Consider the following 21,311-nt stretch of genomic DNA (forward strand, 5'->3'; position numbering starts at 1 on the left):
GAATCACGCTTCTAAGCTCAATTGGTCTGGGACCGTCGACTCTTCCAGAACATCCGTCGCCTTGTGCGGATGTTCGACGCCGTCAGCGAACACCACATCGGACACCGAATTACCCGTGCGCAGCGCCAGTATCGCCTGGTAGGCTGGCGAATTGTACCAGCCATGCACGTGCTGCCGGTCGGGAAATTCGATGATGATCAGGTGGCCCGGCCAGTCGTTCTCGATCACCTCCACATCGCCGCCATGAACCAGAAAACGGCCGCCGAAAGGTTCCAGTGTGGCATCGATCCTGTGCAGATATTCGACGATCTGCGGACCCATTGTGGCCTGGCGCATATGGGCAACGGCGTAGGCGGTCATAACTGTACTCCCTTGTTATCGAAGCCGAGTTGCCGGCCTCGCAAGGGCAATCTGACCAAACGCCGAGCGCAAAGCGATTACGTCTGAGGTAATGGAGTGTATGCTATCCTGTCGCGGCGGGTCGCTTCCATGGTGATTCGCGAGTCTGCGCGGCAGTGCTGTTGCAATTGGAACGCTAGCAACGGGAATTCGTTATCTCGCGCGGGTTGAGTGCTGGCACGGTGGGTGACACAGGAAGCTGTTTTTTGTAGCGTCGCGTCGAAGATGATGACCGGAAAGGAAAAGTCCGATCCATTCGACCGTTCTGAAAATCGAAAAGTCCTGGATAGACGCGCAGTCCTGCGCAGGAAACAGCTGACACGACATGGCCGGGATCATCGAAGACGCACCTCTCATCACGGTCATAACGCCGACCCACAATCGGCGCGAGACGGTGTTGCGCGCCGTGGAAAGCGTGCTATCCCAGGGCATGCCCAGGCTTGAGCACATTGTCGTCGACGATGGCTCGACCGATGGGACCGAGGCGGCGCTGGCGCGCATCCAGGATCCGCGGCTGATCTATGTCGGTGCCAAATGGCGAGGCGCCAACGCCGCCAGGAATGCCGGCATCGAGCGCGCGCGCGCGCCGGTGGTGACCTTCCTCGATTCGGACGACGTCTACCTGCCGCACCGACTTGAAGGGACCCTGGCCTGGTTCGATGACAATCCCGCACTTCAGGTGCTGATCAGCTCTTTTGTCTCCCTGAAGGGCAACCGTGCCACCAACTGCGTCAATCGCGATGCATTCGTGAGCCCGACCATGCTGGAACGCACGCTGGTCGCGCAGACGATCTTCATCGCCGGCTCCGCGATAACCGCCCGCCGCGAAGCCTTGCTGGGCATTGGCGGCTACGATAGCGACATCACCCGGATGCAGGATCGGGAATTGCTGCTGCGGCTTTCCCGTCGCTATGGCGCGCGTTTGTCCGAGGACATCGATTGGACGAAATACAATTCGGAAAACTCGATTTCGGGCCGCCGTGACGGTTATGTCGAAGCCTATGCGAACCTGATGGGCAAACACCCGCACATTGCCCACGCCTACCCGCACATTCCGCCCTACATGATCTCGCGGCAGATCATCGCCGATATCCTCAGAGGCCGGATACCGGAGGCATTCAAGGGCTACATGGCCAATCGCGAGTCGAAAGCGCTCGGCTACTCGCTGCCGGAGCTGATGCACGGCTATGTCCATGGTCGGCGCTGGCGCCGCGATCTCTACAATGAGTTCCGCGACAAATTTGGCGCCCGGCCGGCCTAATTGCATGTCGCCCAAAAGTGTCCAGCGGTTTTGGGACAACGACATGCACCAACAGTCCGGCAAGGCTCACCGGTCGAGTTCGGGAAAATACGGATCGGACAAGAACCGCCTGTCCCGCTCGCCTTGCAGACAATCGATCGGCGCGGCCGCGTCGACGGGGATGATCCTGTCCCGGATGCCGCTCACTTCGAGGATCAACTTGCGCCGGATGGCTGTCGAGAATTCGGCCGCCGCGTAAATCGGCAGCACGAAGGAACCGGGTCCTCCGGTCACGCATTGCGCATAATACTGGTCGAGATGGCTGAAGGTTGGCGACGGGCTGATCAGGATCGGCAGTCCGTTGATGACTATGCCTTTGGCGATTGCCGCATCACGCGTCGCGGTGACCGGCGGCCCGATATTGTTTGGACCATCACCGGAGATATCGATGACGCTGCGTTCGCCCTCGAAAGAGGTGCGATCGAAAAGCTCGGTGCCGAACGCCAATGCACCGGAAATCGATGTGCCGCGGAAGCTCCGGAACGGGCGGGCCGCGACCTTGTCGGCAAAGCTGTTGGCGCTCTCGGCGCTGTCGATGATCTGCCAGCCGATGACCGCGTCATCGCGCACCGTGCCGGCCCATTCGAAATAGGTGAGCGCGATGCGGCCCGTGGCGCCGGCGCGGACGGCCCGGATGAAATCGGGATGCCGCAGCGCCTCGACATAGCCGGCGCGCTGCAGGGCGAACTCCTTCTCGTCCATCGACAGCGAGATGTCGACCGCCAGCACCAGCTCGACGTCCACAGGCAGCGCATCCGTCGGCGAGGCGGCGGGCGCGGCCTGGGCGCAGGCAAGACAGGCAAGCAGGCGCAGAGCATCAAGCATGGCCGTCGCAGGGTTGTTTCTCCCGGAGAGCTTCCCTCGCGATCACGGCAAAATAAAGCTTTGCGCCGGCAATCCGGATATCGGCCTATGTCTTGCGGCGGGCGCCAGCTGGCGGCGGTTCGATAGCACCTGCCCTGATGCGAGCAGGTTTCAGCGCCGGCGCGCCGGAATCCTTGACGATCGTCAACGCGCGCGGAAAGAACTGATTGTTGTGCAGGCCGCGTCCGATGTTGAGGATCGCGGCGCCGGGCAAACGTTTCTCCAGCATCGACAGCACGCGCCGCAGGGAAGGCCCGTCGAACGCATCCATGGCTTCGTCGATGATCACCCATTTCGGCTGCCGCAAGGCGAGCCTGGCGAAGGCCAGCGAGCGCTGTTCGTCATCGCCCAGTTCATGGTCCCAGCGCCCGGCACGGTCGAGCGACGACGACAGCCGTTCCAGACCAACCTCGGCAAGCACCGCCGAAATGTCGGCATCGCTCGCCGGCGCCACCCCGTTCGGGTGATCGAGGACCTCGCGCAACGTACCGGCCGGGAAATACGGGACGCGCGGCACGAATATGAGGGTTTCTCCCGCCGGCAGGCCGATCCGCCCCCTTCCCCATGGCCACAGGCCGGCAATGGCGCGGAAGAACAGCGTCTTACCGGCGCCCCGGTCGCCGGTGATCATGACGCGCTCGCCGGCACGGATTTCGACATGCTGGTCGGCGAGCTTGGTGCAGCCCTCCGGCGAAGCCACTTCGAGCGTCTCGAAAGTCATGCTGCCATTGGCGTTTTCACCGAAGACGATGCGCTTTTCCGTGTCGTGCAGCACATCGGTTTCATCGAGCGCGATGCGGAAGTCGGCGACGCGCATCAGCGTGGCGCGCCAATCGGCAATGCTGCCGATGTTGTTGATGAACCAGCGCAGGGACGAGTGGACCTGGTTGAAGGCACCGACCGCCATCATCAGCCCGCCAAAGCTGATATCCCCTGCGAAATAGACCGGCGAGGCGACCAGGATGGGTGCCACGACGGTGATCCAGCCATAGGTGTCGGTCACCCAGGATAGGTTGATCTGGGCGGTGTAGATACGTCGCATGGCGCCCAGCACCGTGCCGAGGTCGAGTTCAAGCCGTCGCCTGGCGTCGGCCTCGCCATGATACAACGCAATGGCATCGACATTCTCATTGACGCGCACCATCGAGGAGCGCAGCTCGGCTTCGCGTGTATAGCGGTCGCTGTTCAGGCGGATGAGCGGGCGTCCGACCAGCCAGCTCAGCCAGGAAGCGATGCCGGCATAAAGGATGGCGGCCCAGACCATGTAGCCCGGTATGGCGAGCGACGTTCCGCCGATGTGGAACACGAAGCCCGAGGACAGCTCCCACAGCACGCCGACGAAGGACGCGAGCAGGATGCACGACTGCAGCAGGCCGACCCCGAGATCGGTCGACAGGTCGGACAGATGCGCGGCGTCCTGCTGCATGCGCTGGTCGGGATTGACGCCAATGGCGCCGGCATTGGCCAGCCGGAAGGCGCGCGCCGGCCGCATCCACTGGTCGATCAGGTCCAGCGTCAGCGCCTCGCGCAGCTTGAGTCTGATCATCTGGTTGAGCCAGGTCTGGCCGATGTTGAGCACCAGCAGCCCGCCGGCGATCATTGCAAAGACGAGAAGCTGGTGCACAAACGCCGCCATGTCGCGGCGCGCAAGCGCATCGTAGAAAGGCTGATTCCAGCGGTTGAGCAGAACCTGGCCGATCGACGTTGCGATGATGACGGCCATGATACCGACCGATGTCCAGAGCAACCACTTGCGAACCGGCGACCCCGCCAGCGCCCGCCTGATCGTCGCCACCTGATCGCTCAGGCTGCTGGTTTCGACCGCCACGGCAACCGGCTGAGCGGCGGCGGCATTGTCCGGTTGATCAGCCATGGCCGAGGTCCTTGCGTTCAGTGCTGAAACCGGTTGGAGAGACTTGAAGGCATCCGTCGTTCAAATGGGCTGCCAAATGGGCTGTCAGTCCGCTTGCGACAGATAGGCAGGGAAAAGCCACCAGGCACTCTTGCCGTGATCACGAAGCCGTCACCCGCGCAACTGATGGCTTGGTGTCCCCGGCCTCATTGCGACGGCCAAGCCGGGTGGCGCCATGCGGCGACAGCACTGGCACGAAGACACGGCGCGAGGCGCGCTGGGCGACCGGCACGCCTTGATAGAGCCGCTTCTGTGCCTCGACCACGATGACCCCGGAAAAGATCGGCCACAGTCGCCGGCCGGCGCGTTCCAGCACATTGTGGAACCGCATCATGAAACGGCGCCGCGATGGCGGAAAGAACAGCGCATCGGACCAGGCGGCGGGCGTGAAATTCGCCTCACGCAGCAATTCGGTGAGCTGGCCACGCGAGAAAGGCCGGCCATTGCCAAACGGCGTGTGCTCGAAGCGCGCCCAGACACCACGCCGGTTGGGCACGACGATGACCACCCGGCCAGCCGGCGACAGCACGCGCCAAATCTCATTCAGCGTCTCACGCGGGTTCTCGACATGTTCGAGCGAATGGACCAGCAGCATGCGGTCGATGCAAGAATCGACCAGCGGCAGCTCCTCGTCGAAGACCAGTGCCGTGGCGGTCGGCCCTGTCGCCGGCCACACCACGGCGCCTTGCGTTGCCGGCATGAAGGCGAAGACCCGCTCGGCGTCGGTGCCGAACCGCTCCAGCCAGGGCAAAGTGTAACCCAGACCAACCAGCCGCTCGTTGGGAACGGCTGCCCATATCGACGACAACGCCATGGTGATCGAACGCTCGGCGAACCGGCCGAGCGTTGTCGAATAGAAGGAGCGAAGATCGACGATGTCGGAATGCATGGCAGGGATGTAGCCGTGATATCGGCGGGTTTCAACAAAAGGCCTCGATGAGCCCGACATTCCGGGAATGACATTCAACATCCTGGGATGACATCCGCGCGCCAGCACCCTATGTCTGCGGCGACAATGGAGACATGCGATGCCGGTCGAAATCGAACAGTTCATGTGCCGCAGCGACAATTTCGGCGTGCTGGTGCATGATCCCAAAAGCGGCCAGACCGCGATCATCGACGCGCCCGAGGAGGCACCGATCCTGGCCGCGCTCAAGCGCACCGGCTGGACGCCAACGATGATCCTGACCACGCATCATCATGTCGATCACGTCGAGGCCAATCTGGCGCTGAAGGAGCGCTTCAAATTGCGCATCGTCGGCCCGGAAGCGGAGAAGGCCAAGATCCCCGGCATCGACGAACCCGTCGAAGAGGGTTCCGTCGTTCATCTCGGCGATGAGCGGATCGAGGTGATTGCCACGCCCGGCCACACCGCCGGCCATGTCTCCTACTACTTGCCGGCGTCGAGTGTGGCGTTCACCGCCGACACGCTGTTTGCGCTGGGGTGCGGGCGGCTGTTCGAATGCAAGCCGCCGGTGATGTATGATTCGCTGAAGAAGCTGGCTGCACTTCCGGCTGAAACGGTCATTTATTGCGGCCACGAATACACGCTCTCCAACGCCCGCTTCGCGCTGAGCATCGACCCGACCAATTCGGCATTGAAGGAACGCGCCGCCAGGATCGAGGCGCTGCGCACCGCCGACAAGCCGACACTGCCGACGACGATCGGCGAGGAACTGTCGACCAATCCCTTCCTGCGCTGGCACGATCCGGCGATCCGTAAGCATCTCGGGCTGGAGAAAGCCTCGGACGCCGAGGTTTTTGCCGAAATCCGCAAGCGCAAGGACAACTTCTAGAGCATCGACCATGACCAGCTCCGCCGAAATCATCGCGACGCTCGGCCTGAAGCCGCATCCGGAAGGCGGCTGGTACGCCGAGACCTTTCGCGATGGCGCGGGCGGCGCGCGCGGCCATTCGACCGCGATCTACTTCCTGCTGGAACAGCATCAGGTTTCGGCCTGGCACCGGGTCAAGGACGCCGCCGAGGTCTGGCATTTCCACGCCGGCGCCCCGCTGGCGCTGGCGATGTGGGAAGAAGGCAGCGCCGTTGTGGAGCAGGTGCTCGGCATCGATCTCGCAGCCGGCGAGCGGCCGCAAATCGTCGTGCCGGCAGGCTGGTGGCAATCGGCGCGCAGCCTGGGCGAGTGGACGCTGGTCGGCTGCACCGTCGCACCGGGCTTCGAGTTTGCCGCCTTCGAACTGGCAGCACCCGGCTGGCAGCCGAAACAACCCTAACTCAATAAGAAGCCTGATTTAGCAGGAAGCCTAGCGTGATCGCGAGTTGGGCGACGTAGTAGAGCACCCAGACCGCAAAACGCATCCAGGCACGATGCGGCGAGATGGCAGCCACCAGGAATTTCTCCGTGGCGAGCAACCCGTCCGATGCCATGAACAACAGCGCGCCACCGATAATCCAGATGCTGCCTGTCGTCAGCGCCGAAACGCCCATTGCCAGGATCGCAGCGACATAGACGGTGATCGGGATACGCAGGCCGGGACCAACGCGACGCCACAACGCCGCCAGCATGACGATCGCGAACACCGCCATGGCGAGCGCGATCGCTCCGCGCCAGGATTCGGCGCCAAGTAATCTCAACCCGCCGCCGCTGCGCAGGAACAGCGCGACATAGACGATGTGGGCGATGAGAAAACTGGCCAGCCCACCGAGAAAGGCCTTTTCGCCGTCCCGCGACAGGAAGGCGTCGCCAACGGCGCTGAGCGCAAGGGCGGCGACCAGCAGCAGCGGGCCGCCTTGCAGCGCCGCCAGCACGGCAAGCATCGCCACTGCGAGCGTCTTTGCCGCCGAGCGGGCGAGCGTTGGCGGCATGCCAAGTGTGAAGGCGTAGATGACCGCCGCCGCCAGCGAAAAGATCAGTGTCGCATTGGCGTTGGCGTCGATGCCGCCCGCAAACGGCATCGTCATGCCCGGGCTCCGCCTTCGGATGTCCCGGCTCCGCTTTCGGTCGCGACCGGCTTGCGCAGGAACAGCGACTTTGCCGCCAGCGCCGCGCCACCGGTGATGAGCACGCAGGCGGCGAGAATGCGCAGCGACGGCTCGGCGACGCCGGCCGCGATCAGCACCAGCGTCGACAACAGCGGTGCCGCGTAGCTTGCAGCACCCAGCACCTGGATGTTGCCGCGCTTGACGCCGATGTCCCAGGCGTAGAAGGCAGCACCCACCGGCATCAGGCCAAGGCCGAGCACGGCCAGCCACTGGCCGGCGCCGCCAGGCAGCACGGTTTGTTCCAGCGCCAGGTGGCAGGCGAGCGACAGCACCGCGGTTGCCGCGCAGAACCAGGTGACGATGCTGGTCGGCACCGACGGAAAGCGCCGCGACAACAGCGAATAGGACGACCACAGCACGGCGCAAACGGCGGCCATGGTATAGCCGAAGGCGTAGCGGGCGTCGAAGGCGAGGCCACCACCCTTGGTGACGATCAGCACGGTGCCGGCAAGGCCGAGCAGCGCACCGACGACATGGTTCCAGGCCAGGCGCTCGCCCGGCATCAGCGCCGAGCCGAGCACGATCAGCAGCGGCCACAGATAGGCGATCAGGCTCGCCTCCACCGCCGGCGCATTGCGCAGCGCGGTGAAGTAGAAGAAGTGGTAGCCGAACAGCCCGGCAATGCCGATCAGCCAGACCTGCGGCGGTATCTTCTGGCTCTTGTCAGGCGCCGGCATGAACAGTCGCGCGACGAGCCCGACGCCGGTGCCGATCGAGAAGGTGATTGCCGACAGCAGGAACGGCGGCACTTGGCCCGAGGCATCCGTGAGCAGCGCCAGCAGCGCCCACATGGCCACCGCCGAAAAGCCGATCAGTGTTGCGCGCCCCATTCTGTCTCCAGTGGCGCGCCCCACCCTGTCTCCAGTAGCGCGCCTGGCCTATTGTACCGCTTCGAAACGCCCGGCGCTGATGGTCAAGGTGCCGATCTGCGTGCCCACCGTGGCGTGGATCGGCGCATATACGCCGGTTTGGCCGAGCGGTGCAAATGTCACCATCACGCGGCTTTTGTTCTTCAGATAGTTGAGCGCCTTGCGACCCTTGCGATAACCCGCCACCGGCTCGAAACCCATCCGGCAGGTGATGGTGTCGCCCTTGTAGCCCGGCACCGAGATCGTGCCTTTCGAAGCGTAGGTCAGCGCCAGGTTGGCGCGCATCTCGCCGTCATAGAACTTCACCGTGCGGCCGCAGACCTGGTCGAGACTGTCGGCATGGACAACGGTGGCGGCCATCGGATCGAGCACCGATGCCAGGTCGCCGGCACTGACCGGCACCCAGCTCTTTGGATCGCGCTTGCCCGGCGCCGGGATGACCTGCGTCGAGGTGACCGTGCCATTGGCAAAACGGATGTCGACCACGGACGCCTTCTTGCCGGAGGTGTAATCGGCACGGAACGCCTGCGGCACCATCTTCTTGCCCGCAATCGTGCCTTTCGACGAGATCGTGCCACGCGTGTCGTCGAACAGCTTGGCCAGCCCTGCCGCGCTGACGCTGCCTTCGATCGCGTAGGCGCCGTTCTCATAGCGGCTGGAAAACGTTGATTTCGCGATCGAAAGACCAAGGAACGACACCGTGTACTCGCCCTTGAACGACTGCGGCGAGGCAGCAGACGCGGCGGACGGCAAGGCAATGGCAAGCATGGCGACAAGGGCATGTGACGAACGAAGCATGGCGGGATCGGGTCCTTGATTTTCGGCCGGAGGCGGGCAACTCCGGTCTGGCATGTCCCTATCAGACCGCTTATAGGATGAATTCCGGCCTTAATATGAAAATGCCGGGCGCGTCCGTGGGGAAGCCGGAGCTTGACGCCCCGGCGAAATGCAACTATGGAACGCCAACTTTTTCCATAAGGCCGCCTGACCAGAACCGCGCGCCACCCGGCGTGGGCACAAAGGTTTGGCAGACCCCGAGAACTGAAGGTTAGAACAATGTCCCGCACCTGCGAACTCACTGCCAAGGCAGTCATGTCCGGCAACAATGTGAGCCACGCCAACAACAAGACCAAGCGTCGCTTCCTGCCGAATCTCGTCAATGTGACGCTGATTTCGGAAGCGCTGAACCAGAATGTGCGCCTGCGCATCTCGGCCAACGCGCTGCGTTCGGTCGAACATCGCGGCGGCCTCGACGCCTTCCTGGCCAAGGCCGACGTCAAGGAATTGTCGCAGCGCGCGCGTCTGCTGAAGAAGCAGATTGCCAAGAAGATCGCCGAGCAGCCTGCTGCCTGACATCGTTTAAAGGCGGGGGACGACCGCCCTGGCCAACCTCTTGTTGGCCTTTGGCATCGGATCGAATCCGCAAGGTTTCGGCAACCCGATGCTCAAAATACGAAGCGAGCGTGATCCGGTTTCGGCATGACGCTCCGCTGGTTCCATTACCCAGGATAAAAAAATGACTTTCTTCTCGCGATATTTGCCATTCGTGGCCGCCATGGCGCTTGTTGTCGTGGCGTCGAACATTCTCGTGCAGTTCCCGATGCAGGGCCAGATCGGCGGCCTGTCGCTGGCCGACCTTTTGACCTGGGGCGCCTTCACCTACCCCTTCTCCTTTCTGGTCACTGACCTCGCCAACCGCCGCTACGGGCCTACTGTGGCGCGCAGGATCGTCTTTGTCGGCTTCATGACGGCGGTGGTCTGCTCGATCCTTGTCCCGCCCTTCCTGTTCCGCCACGGCCTGATCGAATTCGAGACCGCCGCCGACCGGCTGGTGCGGATCGCGGCGGCCTCCGGCGCGGCATTCCTTTCCGCGCAATTGCTCGATGTGACCGTCTTCAACCGGCTGCGCCGGCAGAGCTGGTGGCGGGCGCCGATCATCGGCACGCTGGTCGGATCGGTGTTCGACACCGCCGTGTTCTTCACCGTCGCTTTCTCGGCCGCCTTTGCCTTCGCTGGTCCGAACGACAGCTTTGCGCTCGAAACCGCACCGTTGATGGGCGTCTTCCATGTCGACGCGATGCGCTGGGTTTCGTGGGCGCTTGGTGATCTCTCGGTGAAACTGATCATCGCCGTCGTCGCACTCATCCCCTACCGGCTGCTCGCCGCCCGCTGGAGCCAGCCGGCAATTGCGGCTTAGAACATGATCCCCTGGGTCCAGCTCGATTCGGCAAGGACCCCGGATGGCGCGCAGGAACTTCGCCTCAAGCGGCGCGGGTCAGAATTCTCGATCATGCTCGGCACCAACGAGCTCATGAACAGCCGCCTCAGCGGCTCCGAGGAAGCGCTGGCAAAACTGTCATGCGGGCGGATTGCCAGTCATCGGCAGCCAAGAATCCTGATCGGTGGGCTTGGCATGGGTTTTACCTTGCGCGCCGCACTCACAGAACTGGGCAATGATGCCGGAATCGTTGTCGCCGAACTGGTGCCTGCCGTTGTCGCCTGGGCACGCGGCCCAATGGCCGAAATCTTTGGCGGCTGTCTCAACGATCCGCGCGTCACCATCCAGGAGGCCGATGTCGGCCAGCTGATACGCTCGCAGCCCGCGGCCTGGGACGCCATCCTGCTCGATGTCGACAACGGTCCCGAAGGCATCGTCCACAAATCCAACGATGCGCTTTACAGCCTGCAGGGCCTTAGCGCCGCACGCGCCGCGCTAAAGCCGGGTGGTGTGCTGGCGGTGTGGTCGCAGGGCCCCGACAGCGGCTTCTCGCGGCGGCTGAAGCAGGCAGACTTCACGGTCGAAGAGGTCAACACGCGTGCCAACGGCAAACGCGGCGCGCGCCATGTCATCTGGATAGCCACCAGGACGTAAGCCGGCAGTGGCGGGGCTCAATCCTGGTGCAGGATGAATTCCAGATAGAGGTTGCGCTGCAGGATCGAATGGTTGTCGTCGGAGATCAGCGACACCATCAGCGCGCCGTCGTCACGGGTCCAGACGTCGAGCCCTTCCATATTGTCGATCTGGTAGCCCATGTCGGCTTCCAGCAGCACAGGCCCATCGGCGACGGCGCCCTTTTCGACACTCTCGCCATAGATGCGCCGCAGCCGCATCTTGACGCCGCGGGCCATCGAGAAGCTGCGCTCCAGAAGCAGCAGGTCGCCATCCGGCAGGAAGGCGCCGTCGGTGATGTCGAAATCGCCATTGCGCTTGACGGTGAAGACGCCCTTGTGCGGCCCTTCGATGATGGCGGCGTAGATGTTGCCGGCCTTGTCGAGGCTCTTCTCGGAGACCACGACCAGCCCACCCTCGTGCTGGCCGTTGGCATTGGCGTGGGTGACGGTCTCGAAGCCGCGATTCTGGCGCAGCTCCCGGGCCGGAACCAGGAAATCAAGCTGCTTGAACGGCGCCTTCATGTCGGCCGGGTCAATCTTGAACTGGGCGACGCGGTGGTTGCGCTCGAAGCCGACGGTGGCAATCCCGTCCTTGACCGCGAGGCCTTCCGCATCGACCTCCCATTTCTTGTCGATCGGCCGGCCGGTCTCGTCGACCATCTGCTGCATGCGGAAATTCTGGATGCCGGACGGCCGCTTGTCGGCGTCGCGGACCACCGTGCCGAAGAACCAGAAGCCGGTATCGGCAACGCCGATGAAATCGCCGCCGGCTTTCAGGAAGCGGAAGGCCGACAGCGCACCGAAATCGCGAATCGGCGAAGTCATCTCCAGCCCGCCGACGAATTCGAGCGGGCCGAACTGCTTGTCGGCATGGCCAATGTGGAATTCGGTGATCGGGCGAGCCGACACCTCGGCCGGTTCGACCAAGCTTGAGCCAGCCGAACTGGCCGCCGCCGAACCCACGCCGGCAAATAGGGCGATGGCGGCGAAAAGCGTCTGCCGAAAACCGCCGCGCGAAGAGATCATCCGGCGCGCCGCATGCCGCCGCGCCGCGTATCCTTCGCGCTTTCCTCGGCAAACAGCGAAGCCAGCTGCTCGGTCATGGCGCCGGCCAGTTCCTCGGCATCGACGATGGTGACGGCACGGCGGTAATAGCGCGTGACGTCATGGCCGATGCCGATGGCCAGCAGTTCCACCGGCGAACGCGTCTCGATCAGCTCGATGACGGCGCGCAGATGGCGTTCGAGATAATTGCCCGGATTGACCGACAGCGTCGAATCGTCAACCGGCGCACCGTCCGAAATCATCATCAGGATCTTGCGCTGCTCCGGCCGGGCAATCAGACGGTTGTGCGCCCACAGCAGCGCCTCGCCGTCGATGTTTTCCTTGAGCAGGCCTTCGCGCATCATCAGGCCGAGATTGCGCCGGGCCCGCCGCCACGGATGGTCGGCCGACTTGTAGATGATGTGGCGCAAATCGTTGAGCCGGCCGGGATTCGGCGGCTTGCCGTCCTTCAGCCACTTCTCGCGCGCCTGCCCGCCCTTCCAGGCCCGCGTGGTGAAGCCGAGGATCTCGACCGAGACACCGCAGCGTTCCAGCGTGCGCGCCAAAATGTCGGCGCAGGTGGCCGCGACCGTGATCGGCCGGCCACGCATCGAGCCGGAATTGTCGAGCACCAGCGTCACCACCGTGTCGCGGAATTTGGTGTCGCGCTCCTGCTTGAACGACAGCGGCTGCATCGGATCGATGACGACGCGTACCAGCCGGGCGGGGTCGAGGTAACCCTCTTCCAGGTCGAAATCCCAGGAACGGTTCTGTTGTGCCATCAGCCGGCGCTGCAGCCGGTTGGCCAGCCGGCCGACGACGCCCGACAGATTGGCAAGCTGCTTGTCGAGGAAGGCGCGCAGCCGGTCGAGCTCTTCTTCTTCGCAAAGCTCCTCGGCCCCTACCGTCTCGTCAAAAGCCGTGGTGAAGACCTTGTAGTCGATTTCCTTCGGCAGATTCGTGAAGGGATTGTCGTTGCGGCGCGCCTCGCCGGGTGTCTCGGCATCGGCGTCGTCATCGTCGGACAGGTCGTCGGCGGTAGCGTCGGAGGCTTCTGTCTCGGCCGACTGCTCGTCATCGGCCGAAGCTTCGGCATCCTCGGACTGCGACTGTTCGGAGCCGGAATCCTCTTCGCCGCCCTCTTCGCTCTGTTCCTCGCCTTGCGGCTGGTTGTCGTCATTGTCCTCGGAGTCTTCCGTCTCCTGGTCGTCGCCGAGCTCCTCGGCCATTTCCATGGAGGCGAGCATCTCGCGCACGACGCGGGCGAAGGCCTGCTGGTCGCCGAGCTTGGCCGAAAGACCATCGAGATCGGCCTTGGCCTTTTCCTCGACCCAGGGGCGCCAGAGTTCGACCAGCCGCTCGCCGCTTTTCGGGACCGGCCGGCCAGTCAGCTTCTCGCGCACCATCAGCGCCAGCGCTTCTTCGATCGGCGCGTCGGCCTTGTCCTTGACGTCGACGAGATTGGCCTTGGCGTATTTGTCCTCCAGCATCGAGCCTATGTTGTCGGCGACGCCCTGCATGGCGCGGCTACCGATCGCCTCGACGCGGGCCTGCTCGACCGCGTCATAGATGGCGCGGGCTGCCTTGCCTTCCGGCGCCAGCTTGGTGTGGATGCGGACATCGTGGCAGGCGCGCTTCAGCGCCATGGAATCGCCGAGCCCGCGGGTGATGGCTATGTCGGTCTTCGACGCCTTCTTCGGCAATTCGGGCAAACGTGCCCGGCTGCCGGCGAGAGCCGGCCTGTCCTTGGCGAAACCGACTTCGAGTTCCTTGTCGCCGGCAATGGCGCGCATGCAGACGGTGACGGCGCGCTTGAAGCTGTCGGCTTCAGACCCCGTCTTCGACTTGTTGCGCGTGTTGTCGCCCGGACCCGCCATCGAGACTCTGCTTAGCCCAGCACCACGTTTGCCGCTGATTCCGGCAGATCCTCGCCAAAGGCGCGCTGGTAGAACTCGGCCACCACCGAGCGTTCCAGCTCGTCGCATTTGTTGAGGAAGGTCAGCCGGAACGCCATGCCGATATTGCCGAAGATCTCGGCATTCTCGGCCCAGGTGATGACGGTGCGCGGGCTCATCACGGTCGACAGATCGCCATTGATGAAGGCCGAGCGCGTCATGTCGGCGACGCGCACCATCTTGTTGACGATCTCCTTGCCCTTGGCGTCGCGATAGTGCTTGGCCTTGGCCAGTACGATGGCGACTTCATTGTCATGCGGCAGGTAATTCAGCGTGGTGACGATCGACCAGCGGTCCATCTGCGCCTGGTTGATCTGCTGCGTGCCGTGATAGAGGCCGGTGGTGTCGCCGAGACCGACCGTGTTGGCGGTCGAAAACAGCCGGAAGGCTGGATGGGGGCGGATGACCCGGCTCTGGTCGAGCAGTGTCAGCCGGCCCGACGATTCCAGCACGCGCTGGATGACGAACATCACGTCCGGGCGGCCGGCATCATACTCGTCGAAGCAGAGTGCGACATTGTGCTGGTAGGCCCAGGGCAGGATGCCGTCGCGGAATTCGGTGATCTGCAAGCCGTCCTTGACCACGATCGCGTCCTTGCCGACGAGATCGATACGGCTGACATGGCTGTCGAGGTTGACGCGCACGCAGGGCCAGTTGAGGCGGGCTGCGACCTGCTCGATATGGGTCGACTTGCCGGTGCCGTGATAGCCCGACACCATGACGCGGCGGTTGTAGGCAAAGCCCGCAAGGATCGCCATCGTCGTGTTCTTGTCGAACAGATAGTCCGGATCGATGTCGGGCACATGCTCTGATGTCACCGAATAAGCCGGCACCACCATCTTGGACTCGAAGCCGAATTTTTCCTTCACCGACACCGTTGTGTCGGGCAGGTTGGCGATGTCACGATCGACCTTGTTCATATCTCTCAACGTCTCCACGGGCGAAAAGCCTGATTTCGCCGGCAATCGAATTTGTCCGGGGGCGGTCTTAGAGCGTTTTCCAACCTTATGAAAGTTGGAAAACGACACGAACCGTATGGTCGCTCAGCACAGGCCCGCCTGTTTGAGCACGCGATAGGCCTGCAGCACATCGCGGAACCGGTCTTCCGAACCTCTGTCGCCACCATTCGCATCCGGATGGTGTAGTTTCACCAGTTCCTTATAGCGCGCCTTGATCTCCTTGCCAGTCGCCTTTGTATCAAGGCCAAGCGTTTCCAGCGCCTTGGCCTCAAGCGGCTTGGCCTTGCGCTCGCGCGCCTCGCGCGGATCCTTCGGCCCCTTGAACAGGTCGAACGGGTCTCGCATGCGGTTGTAGTAGCCGGCGCGGCCGGAACGCAGCTGCGCCATATCCGGAGACGAACGCGTCGAGGCGCCGTTGACGCCCATCTTCCAGGTCGGCCGGTGACCGGTCATCGCTTCCTTCTGGAAGCGCGCGACCTCGGTGTCCGGCACGCCGGAGAAATAGTTGAAGCCCTTGTTGTACTCGCGCACATGGTCGAAGCAGAAGCGGAAATACTCGCCCTCCTTCATGCGCCCGACCGGCGCGCGATGGGTGCCCGCTTCCTTGCAGCCGTCCCACTGGCAAATCGGCGAGTGCGACTTCAGCTCCGCGTCCTTGTCGGGACGGACGCGAATCTTCTCGAAATATTTGGGGTACGGCTTCATCTTACCCATTTATGGGGCGTTCGCAGATGCGAAACAAGAATTGACATTTTCGAGATCATCGCCCTAACCGCTGAATCGCGGCACAAAGCAGGCGAATGGCGGATTTTGTTACGCGGCAGCGGCTTTTGCAAAGACCGATTTTCGGTTTCAAGGCTGACGCGCCAGCCATATGTGGTGAAGGGAGACGGCGATGTCCATACAGACGACCATGGAAGACAAGCTCAACAAGGCATTTTCGCCGGACCGGCTGGTCATTATCAACGAAAGCCATCTCCATGCCGGCCATCACCATCACGGCTCCGACCATCACGGCGCCTATGACGGCACCGGCGAGACACATTTTCGCGTCCGCGTCGTCGCTTCCGCCTTTGCCGGCATGAGCCGCATCGACCGTCACCGCGCCGTCAACGAATTGCTTGCCGACGAATTGAAGGCCGGCGTGCACGCGCTGGCGATCGAACCGGCGGCTCCCGGCGAAAAGACCCGCTGGTAGGCCAGACCCGCCCTCACCTCCGCCGCACTCAGAGCACCGCTTCGATGAGGAACGGCCCGCGCCGCGACAGCGCACTGTCCAGCAGCGCGTCGAACCGCTCGCACGTATCGGCGCGGGCCGCCTCCACGCCCATGCCTTTGGCCAACGAGACCCAGTCCAGCGACGGATGGTCGAGGTCGAGTATGCGCCTGGCGTTCTCGCCGATCGCCTCGACACCGACATTCTTCATCTCGCCATGCAGGATCGCATAGGTTCGGTTGGAAAATACGATCGTCAGCACGTCGAGCTTTTCCCTGGCCTGGGTCCACAGCCCCTGCACCGTGTACATGCCGCTGCCATCGGCCTCGAGATTGATCACCTTGCGGTCGGGACAGGCGATTGCCGCCCCGGTCGCCATCGGAATGCCGCCGCCGATCGATCCGCCTGTGCCCATCATGTAGTCGTGCGGCGCGGCAAAGGCCGACAGTGCGAAGAAACGCCTGGCCGAAGTGATCGCTTCGTCGCAGACGATCGCATCCACGGGAAGCTTGCGCGCCACTGACAATGCGATGGCATCTTCCGTCAGTCTGCCGTTCGGCGTTGCCTCGTCGGGAAAGGCGGTCGCGAACACCTGTTGTTGCGACGGCTTTATGCCGAGTTCGTCGCGAAGCGCTTCCAGCGCCGCATGCAGATCGTCGCCATGGGCTGCCAGCGTCAGCACCTGGCAGCCCTCATGGACAAGCCGTCCCGGTTTTCCCGGATAGGCAAAGAAGGCAACCGGTTCCTTCCCGCCGACCAGGATCAGGACGTCGATATCCCTGAGCACAGCCGTCGCCGCATCGACCGGATAAGGGATGCGAGCCGGCGCCACACGCCCGCGTCCGCGCTGCATTCGCGCGATCAGAACCTCGCTGAACAGGCGGACATCGCTGTCCGTAGAGATCTGCCCGGCGATGGCGAGCGCATCGGCGCGTGCGGCCTTCCCGCGAACGATGATGCCCGCCCGACCCGGAGCGGCACGGATCGCCGCGGCGATCTTTCTTACCGCCTCCATGTCGACGGCGGGCGGCGGCGCCAGCCTCACCTTGCCAACCGAGACCGCCCCGACTTCACCCCAGGCGGCATCCGCCGGCAGGATCAGGGTCGTGACGCCGGGAGGTGCCAGCGATGCGCGCAAGGCCGCCTCGGTCGCCGGCGCGACATCGTCCGGGCCGCCGATGCGGCGCACCCAGTTCGACATCGGTCTCGCAAGGCCCTCGATATCGCTGGTGAGTGGAGCATCGAGCGGCAGATGATAAGAAGCATGATCGCCGGCAATGTTGATCATCGGGCTGAAGGCGCGCCGCGCATTGTGCATGTTGGCGAGACCATTGGCCAGGCCGGGACCGGTGTGCAGCAGCGTCGCGGCCGGCCGATCGGTCATCCGCGCATAGCCATCGGCGGCACCGGTCACCACACCCTCGAACAGGCCAAGCACGCAACGCATCTGCGGTTTGCGGTCAAGTGCTGCAACAAAATGCATTTCTGATGTGCCGGGGTTGGCGAAGCAGACCGTCACATCATTGGCCAGAAGCACGTCACACAGGACATCGGCGCCGTTCATGCAGTTCTCTCCCGATCGAAGAGAGCACTTGCACCTGTCGGCGCCCGCGCGGCAATATCCTGCCGGTGCTTTTGATCTGATCCAGTCGCGCCGCGCCGCTGCCTCGGGAGGCTCGGGATCAGCCGACCGTCGATTTGAGAAATGCCAGCGCGGCGGCGGTCAGCGCGTCGCCGTCCTCACCGAAATCACGATTGATCGACATGTGCGTATAGGCGCTGCCGTCGAACAGCGTAACCATGGTGCCGGTGGCCCGCAGACGCTCGGCAAAGGCCTTCGAGGCCTCGCCACGGCCAGACGCCCGCGAATAGGCAATCAAGGTCGGCGGATGCTTGTGGCCGCCGACATAGCTGGCCGGCGAAAGTGCTGCCCATTGCGAGGGATCGGAGAAGACCCGTGCATAGGCCCGAACCATGCCGCCATTTTTGGCAAGCGCGGCAAGATCGTAGGCCCTTGTATCGTCGAGAATGAACGCCGCGACGCCGGGCAGCCCACCGCGCATGCCGGTCAGTGCAATCAGATGGCAGCCGGCCGAATGGCCCATACCGACGATGCGGTTGGGGTCGCCGCCATGCTGGGCAATGTTGGCCCTGATATAGGCATAGGCTTTTTCGACGTCGTCCGCCTGGGTGGCGACATCGGCCTTAGGCAACATGCGGTAATCGATGGAGACGAAGCAGAAGCCGTTGGCCAGCAGGAAGGCCGGCTTGGCATCAACCTGGCTGCGTTTGCCGAACTGCCAGGTGCCGCCATGGACGAAAAAGACGACCGGCAGGCCGCTTGCTCCATCGGACGCGTAGATGTCGAGCTTGGCCGGCCCGTAGTCGAAGGTTTTTGGCGCGGATTGGCGCGGGCGCCGCGCCGCCGATGCTCCCAATGGCAGCATCGCCGCCATGGAGGCCAGAATGAGGCTTCGTCGATCGATCATCATGGTTCTCCCGACCGTGTGGGTGCCGACAGTGCCCGCAGGCGCCACGAGCGTCCCGTTAAGGTCTGGTTCGGCGATCGATCATCGATCCGACCCGCGAATGACACTCGAGCTTTTGGGGGCTCATCCGCGGCAGAGGAGGCCGGTTCAAACCGGGCTTCGTCGAACTCGCATCGGGTCGCAACTCTCGGAGCATCAGGCTGCATCAAATGCACTGTCCTTGCAGTTCAGTTCACGAAATCAATATCTACCCCTTGACGGTCTCATCTGGCCATCACCACCTAAGTATTTGGGCAAGCATTCCAGCCACATGGGTAGTGTCCCGGGTTTCAATGCCAGATGCACGCGCTCTCCTTCATGTGAAGGGAACCACAATGCTTTCCAGCAGTTGAATCTGTGATGAGCCGTCTGGCACCCAGAACGGCTCCGAGGGCCAGAATCATGCGAGAGAACCAGTCTGACGTCTTCGATCTGTTTTCGGAAATTTATACGAGCGTGGCGCAGGAGGAGATCAGCCTCCAGCAATATCTCCTTGCCTGCCGGGAAGACAAATCGATGTATGCCTCGGCGCCTGAACGGATGGTCGAGGCGATCGGCGAGCCGAACCTGGTCGACACCAGCAAGGATGAGCGGCTCGGCCGCATTTTCTCCAACCGGACCGTGAAGGTGTACCCCTCCTTTGCAGATTTCTATGGCATGGAGGACACGATCGAGCGCATCGCCGGCTATTTTCGCTATGCCTCCCAAGGGCTCGAGGAGCGCAAGCAGATCCTCTATCTCCTAGGCCCGGTCGGTGGCGGCAAATCCTCGCTTGCCGAACGGCTGAAGAAATTGATGGAGCAGCGCCCAATCTACACGCTGAAGGTCGGTAACCAGATCAGCCCGGTTTTCGAATCGCCACTTGGCCTTTTCCATCCCGATCGCATGGGCGACTTGCTGGAGGACAAATACGGCATAGCCCGACGCCGACTGAACGGGCTCATCTCGCCATGGGCGGCCAAGCGCCTCGACGAACTGGCCGGCGACATTTCCAAATTCAGCGTGGTCAAGTTGATGCCTTCGCGGCTACGCCAGATCGGCATTGCCAAGACAGAGCCTGGCGATGAGAACAATCAGGATGTCTCGGCCCTGGTTGGCAAAGTCGACATCCGGCAATTGGAAAATTTCAGCCAGTCCGATCCGGATGCTTATTCCTACAGCGGCGGACTGAACCGGACCACACAGGGCCTGCTCGAATTCGTCGAGATGTTCAAGGCGCCTATCAAGGTTCTGCATCCGTTGCTGACGGCGACCCAGGAAGGCAGCTACAACGGTACCGAGAATTTCGGCGCCTTTCCCTATCAGGGGATCATCGTGGCCCATTCCAACGAATCGGAATGGCAACAGTTCAAGAACAACAAGAACAACGAGGCCTTTCTCGACCGCATCCTCGTGGTCAAGGTGCCGTATTGCCTGCGGACCACCGAAGAAAGGCAGATTTACGAAAAGCTGCTGCGGGAGAGCGAATTGGCCGCCAGCCCCTGCGCCCCCGAGGTGCTGGATCTTCTCAGCCGGTTCACCGTCTCGACCCGCCTTGCCGAGCATGACAATTCGCCGCTCTACACCAAGATGCGCGCCTATGACGGCGAGAACCAGAAGGACGTCGACCCCAAGGCGAAGTCGGTCCAGGAATATCGCGACGCCGCCGGCGTCGCCGAAGGCATGACTGGCGTCAGCACACGCTTCGCCTTCAAGATCCTGTCGCAGACATTCAACTACGACACGAAGGAGGTGGCTGCCGATCCCGTGCATCTGATGTACATCCTGGAAGAGGCGATCAAGCGCGAGCAGTTTCCAAAGGAGATGGAAGCTGCCTATCTCGAGTTCATCAAGTCGGAATTGGCAACGCGCTATGCCGAGTTCATCGGCCACGAAATCCAGAAGGCCTATCTGGAATCGTACAGCGAGTATGGCCAGAACCTCTTTGACCGTTACATTGCCTATGCCGATGCCTGGATCGAGGATCAGGACTACAAGGATCCAGATACCGGCCAGGTGCTCAATCGCGAGGTATTGGAAAAGGAATTGTCCCAGGTTGAAAAGCCGGCCGGCATCGCCAATCCCAAGGACTTCCGCAATGAGGTTGTGAAGTTCACGCTGCGCGCTCGCGCAAGGAACGACGGCCGCAACCCGTCATGGACGAGTTATGAAAAGCTGCGCGAAGTGATCGAGAAGCGGATGTTCGGACAGGTCGAAGATCTCTTACCCGTGATCAGCTTCGGTTCCAAGCAGGACAGCGTCACGGAAAAACGCCACAATGAATTCGTGCAGCGGATGGTTGAGCGCGGCTACACCCAGCGGCAGGTGCGTCGCCTTGTGGATTGGTATATGCGAGTGAACAAGGCGGGTTGAGAGAGCCCGGATGGGTC

At 62.8% G+C, this 21,311-nt stretch carries 21 protein-coding genes; 8 read left to right on the forward strand and 13 right to left on the reverse strand.

Translation table 11 applies throughout. From position 1 onward, the window contains the following. Nucleotides 1-3: 3 nt before the first annotated feature. A complete protein-coding gene (locus EJ076_RS33085; protein ID WP_126070691.1) occupies nt 4-360 on the reverse strand; it encodes a DUF1330 domain-containing protein in 357 nt (118 codons plus the stop codon). A gap of 364 nt (nt 361-724) precedes the next feature. Here EJ076_RS33085 and EJ076_RS33090 point away from each other — a divergent pair, with 364 nt between their 5' ends. Continuing rightward, on the forward strand, nt 725-1,660 hold the full coding sequence (locus EJ076_RS33090) for a glycosyltransferase family 2 protein (protein WP_126070692.1): 936 nt from the start codon (nt 725-727) through the stop codon (nt 1,658-1,660). 66 nt (nt 1,661-1,726) lie between these two features. Here the strand turns inward: EJ076_RS33090 and EJ076_RS33095 are convergent, their stop codons facing one another. The 3 genes from EJ076_RS33095 to EJ076_RS33105 form a co-directional block, all read right to left on the reverse strand. After that, on the reverse strand, nt 1,727-2,524 hold the full coding sequence (locus EJ076_RS33095; protein WP_126070693.1) for a DUF1194 domain-containing protein: 798 nt from the start codon (nt 2,522-2,524) through the stop codon (nt 1,727-1,729). 85 nt (nt 2,525-2,609) lie between these two features. Beyond that, nucleotides 2,610-4,436, reverse strand: a complete 1,827-nt coding sequence (locus EJ076_RS33100; protein WP_126070694.1) for an ABC transporter ATP-binding protein/permease — start codon at nt 4,434-4,436, stop codon at nt 2,610-2,612. 139 nt (nt 4,437-4,575) lie between these two features. Beyond that, nucleotides 4,576-5,364, reverse strand: a complete 789-nt coding sequence (locus EJ076_RS33105; RefSeq protein ID WP_126070695.1) for a methyltransferase domain-containing protein — start codon at nt 5,362-5,364, stop codon at nt 4,576-4,578. Nucleotides 5,365-5,503: 139 nt separating this feature from the next. Here EJ076_RS33105 and gloB point away from each other — a divergent pair, with 139 nt between their 5' ends. Further along, nucleotides 5,504-6,271 (forward strand): hydroxyacylglutathione hydrolase, encoded by a 768-nt coding sequence (gene gloB / locus EJ076_RS33110; protein WP_126070696.1) that lies wholly within the window; start codon nt 5,504-5,506, stop codon nt 6,269-6,271. 10 nt (nt 6,272-6,281) lie between these two features. Then, the gene (locus EJ076_RS33115; protein ID WP_126070697.1) at nt 6,282-6,710 is read left to right on the forward strand and encodes a cupin domain-containing protein; all 429 of its coding nucleotides are present in this window, start codon (nt 6,282-6,284) and stop codon (nt 6,708-6,710) included. 1 nt (nt 6,711) lies between these two features. Here the strand turns inward: EJ076_RS33115 and EJ076_RS33120 are convergent, their stop codons facing one another. Genes EJ076_RS33120 through EJ076_RS33130 form a run of 3 tightly spaced genes read right to left on the reverse strand, consistent with a single transcriptional unit; the run spans nt 6,712 to nt 9,146 of the window. Then, on the reverse strand, nt 6,712-7,398 hold the full coding sequence (locus tag EJ076_RS33120) for a lysoplasmalogenase (RefSeq protein WP_126070698.1): 687 nt from the start codon (nt 7,396-7,398) through the stop codon (nt 6,712-6,714). Continuing rightward, on the reverse strand, nt 7,395-8,309 hold the full coding sequence (locus EJ076_RS33125; protein ID WP_126070699.1) for an EamA family transporter: 915 nt from the start codon (nt 8,307-8,309) through the stop codon (nt 7,395-7,397). Before EJ076_RS33125 ends, EJ076_RS33120 begins: the two co-directional genes overlap by 4 nt. Nucleotides 8,310-8,357: 48 nt before the next feature. Next, nucleotides 8,358-9,146 (reverse strand): DUF3108 domain-containing protein, encoded by a 789-nt coding sequence (locus EJ076_RS33130; RefSeq protein ID WP_126070700.1) that lies wholly within the window; start codon nt 9,144-9,146, stop codon nt 8,358-8,360. A gap of 258 nt (nt 9,147-9,404) precedes the next feature. Between EJ076_RS33130 and rpmB the strand changes: the two genes are divergently transcribed. The 3 genes from rpmB (at nt 9,405) to EJ076_RS33145 (ending at nt 11,220) form a co-directional block, all read left to right on the forward strand. After that, the gene (gene rpmB / locus EJ076_RS33135) at nt 9,405-9,701 is read left to right on the forward strand and encodes a 50S ribosomal protein L28 (protein WP_056583698.1); all 297 of its coding nucleotides are present in this window, start codon (nt 9,405-9,407) and stop codon (nt 9,699-9,701) included. A gap of 163 nt (nt 9,702-9,864) precedes the next feature. Beyond that, nucleotides 9,865-10,545 (forward strand): queuosine precursor transporter, encoded by a 681-nt coding sequence (locus tag EJ076_RS33140; protein ID WP_126070701.1) that lies wholly within the window; start codon nt 9,865-9,867, stop codon nt 10,543-10,545. 3 nt (nt 10,546-10,548) lie between these two features. Beyond that, the gene (locus EJ076_RS33145) at nt 10,549-11,220 is read left to right on the forward strand and encodes a hypothetical protein (RefSeq protein WP_126070702.1); all 672 of its coding nucleotides are present in this window, start codon (nt 10,549-10,551) and stop codon (nt 11,218-11,220) included. Nucleotides 11,221-11,237: 17 nt separating this feature from the next. Here EJ076_RS33145 and EJ076_RS33150 read toward each other — a convergent pair whose 3' ends face one another. The 4 genes from EJ076_RS33150 to EJ076_RS33165 all read right to left on the reverse strand — a co-directional run bounded on the left by EJ076_RS33150 (nt 11,238) and on the right by EJ076_RS33165 (nt 15,912). Beyond that, nucleotides 11,238-12,266 (reverse strand): esterase-like activity of phytase family protein, encoded by a 1,029-nt coding sequence (locus tag EJ076_RS33150; RefSeq protein ID WP_126070703.1) that lies wholly within the window; start codon nt 12,264-12,266, stop codon nt 11,238-11,240. Further along, nucleotides 12,263-14,161 (reverse strand): cobaltochelatase subunit CobT, encoded by a 1,899-nt coding sequence (cobT, locus tag EJ076_RS33155; RefSeq protein WP_109671661.1) that lies wholly within the window; start codon nt 14,159-14,161, stop codon nt 12,263-12,265. Before cobT ends, EJ076_RS33150 begins: the two co-directional genes overlap by 4 nt. An 11-nt stretch (nt 14,162-14,172) precedes the next feature. Next, on the reverse strand, nt 14,173-15,159 hold the full coding sequence (gene cobS / locus EJ076_RS33160; RefSeq protein ID WP_109671608.1) for a cobaltochelatase subunit CobS: 987 nt from the start codon (nt 15,157-15,159) through the stop codon (nt 14,173-14,175). Nucleotides 15,160-15,282: 123 nt separating this feature from the next. Beyond that, on the reverse strand, nt 15,283-15,912 hold the full coding sequence (locus tag EJ076_RS33165; protein WP_126070704.1) for a J domain-containing protein: 630 nt from the start codon (nt 15,910-15,912) through the stop codon (nt 15,283-15,285). Nucleotides 15,913-16,093: 181 nt separating this feature from the next. On the opposite strand from EJ076_RS33165, the gene EJ076_RS33170 reads away from it, so the two are divergent. Continuing rightward, nucleotides 16,094-16,396 carry a BolA family transcriptional regulator gene (locus tag EJ076_RS33170; RefSeq protein WP_126070705.1) on the forward strand — a complete coding sequence of 101 codons (303 nt, stop codon included), beginning with the start codon at nt 16,094-16,096 and terminating at the stop codon, nt 16,394-16,396. Between the two features lie 28 nt (nt 16,397-16,424). On the opposite strand, the gene EJ076_RS33175 is transcribed toward EJ076_RS33170, so the two are convergent. Then, nucleotides 16,425-17,978 (reverse strand): acetolactate synthase large subunit, encoded by a 1,554-nt coding sequence (locus EJ076_RS33175; protein WP_126070706.1) that lies wholly within the window; start codon nt 17,976-17,978, stop codon nt 16,425-16,427. A 118-nt stretch (nt 17,979-18,096) separates the two neighbouring features. Further along, complete coding sequence (locus EJ076_RS33180; protein ID WP_126070707.1) at nt 18,097-18,903, reverse strand: alpha/beta hydrolase; 807 nt, start codon at nt 18,901-18,903, stop codon at nt 18,097-18,099. 441 nt (nt 18,904-19,344) lie between these two features. On the opposite strand from EJ076_RS33180, the gene EJ076_RS33185 reads away from it, so the two are divergent. Then, nucleotides 19,345-21,294 carry a PrkA family serine protein kinase gene (locus tag EJ076_RS33185; protein ID WP_109671603.1) on the forward strand — a complete coding sequence of 650 codons (1,950 nt, stop codon included), beginning with the start codon at nt 19,345-19,347 and terminating at the stop codon, nt 21,292-21,294. The last annotated feature ends 17 nt before the right edge of the window (nt 21,295-21,311 follow it).

The organism is Mesorhizobium sp. M7D.F.Ca.US.005.01.1.1 (assembly GCF_003952545.1).
Classification (GTDB): domain Bacteria; phylum Pseudomonadota; class Alphaproteobacteria; order Rhizobiales; family Rhizobiaceae; genus Mesorhizobium; species Mesorhizobium loti.

Excerpts from the sequence above, each read along its gene's own strand:
- EJ076_RS33085 (WP_126070691.1), bottom strand. The coding sequence starts at position 360 with ATGACCGCCTACGCCGTTGCCCATATGCGCCAGGCCACAATGGGTCCG.
- EJ076_RS33090 (WP_126070692.1), top strand. The coding sequence starts at position 725 with ATGGCCGGGATCATCGAAGACGCACCTCTCATCACGGTCATAACGCCG.
- EJ076_RS33095 (WP_126070693.1), bottom strand. The coding sequence starts at position 2,524 with ATGCTTGATGCTCTGCGCCTGCTTGCCTGTCTTGCCTGCGCCCAGGCC.
- EJ076_RS33100 (WP_126070694.1), bottom strand. The coding sequence starts at position 4,436 with ATGGCTGATCAACCGGACAATGCCGCCGCCGCTCAGCCGGTTGCCGTG.
- EJ076_RS33105 (WP_126070695.1), bottom strand. The coding sequence starts at position 5,364 with ATGCATTCCGACATCGTCGATCTTCGCTCCTTCTATTCGACAACGCTC.
- gloB (WP_126070696.1), top strand. The coding sequence starts at position 5,504 with ATGCCGGTCGAAATCGAACAGTTCATGTGCCGCAGCGACAATTTCGGC.
- EJ076_RS33115 (WP_126070697.1), top strand. The coding sequence starts at position 6,282 with ATGACCAGCTCCGCCGAAATCATCGCGACGCTCGGCCTGAAGCCGCAT.
- EJ076_RS33120 (WP_126070698.1), bottom strand. The coding sequence starts at position 7,398 with ATGACGATGCCGTTTGCGGGCGGCATCGACGCCAACGCCAATGCGACA.
- EJ076_RS33125 (WP_126070699.1), bottom strand. The coding sequence starts at position 8,309 with ATGGGGCGCGCAACACTGATCGGCTTTTCGGCGGTGGCCATGTGGGCG.
- EJ076_RS33130 (WP_126070700.1), bottom strand. The coding sequence starts at position 9,146 with ATGCTTCGTTCGTCACATGCCCTTGTCGCCATGCTTGCCATTGCCTTG.
- rpmB (WP_056583698.1), top strand. The coding sequence starts at position 9,405 with ATGTCCCGCACCTGCGAACTCACTGCCAAGGCAGTCATGTCCGGCAAC.
- EJ076_RS33140 (WP_126070701.1), top strand. The coding sequence starts at position 9,865 with ATGACTTTCTTCTCGCGATATTTGCCATTCGTGGCCGCCATGGCGCTT.
- EJ076_RS33145 (WP_126070702.1), top strand. The coding sequence starts at position 10,549 with ATGATCCCCTGGGTCCAGCTCGATTCGGCAAGGACCCCGGATGGCGCG.
- EJ076_RS33150 (WP_126070703.1), bottom strand. The coding sequence starts at position 12,266 with ATGATCTCTTCGCGCGGCGGTTTTCGGCAGACGCTTTTCGCCGCCATC.
- cobT (WP_109671661.1), bottom strand. The coding sequence starts at position 14,161 with ATGGCGGGTCCGGGCGACAACACGCGCAACAAGTCGAAGACGGGGTCT.
- cobS (WP_109671608.1), bottom strand. The coding sequence starts at position 15,159 with ATGAACAAGGTCGATCGTGACATCGCCAACCTGCCCGACACAACGGTG.
- EJ076_RS33165 (WP_126070704.1), bottom strand. The coding sequence starts at position 15,912 with ATGGGTAAGATGAAGCCGTACCCCAAATATTTCGAGAAGATTCGCGTC.
- EJ076_RS33170 (WP_126070705.1), top strand. The coding sequence starts at position 16,094 with ATGTCCATACAGACGACCATGGAAGACAAGCTCAACAAGGCATTTTCG.
- EJ076_RS33175 (WP_126070706.1), bottom strand. The coding sequence starts at position 17,978 with ATGAACGGCGCCGATGTCCTGTGTGACGTGCTTCTGGCCAATGATGTG.
- EJ076_RS33180 (WP_126070707.1), bottom strand. The coding sequence starts at position 18,903 with ATGATCGATCGACGAAGCCTCATTCTGGCCTCCATGGCGGCGATGCTG.
- EJ076_RS33185 (WP_109671603.1), top strand. The coding sequence starts at position 19,345 with ATGCGAGAGAACCAGTCTGACGTCTTCGATCTGTTTTCGGAAATTTAT.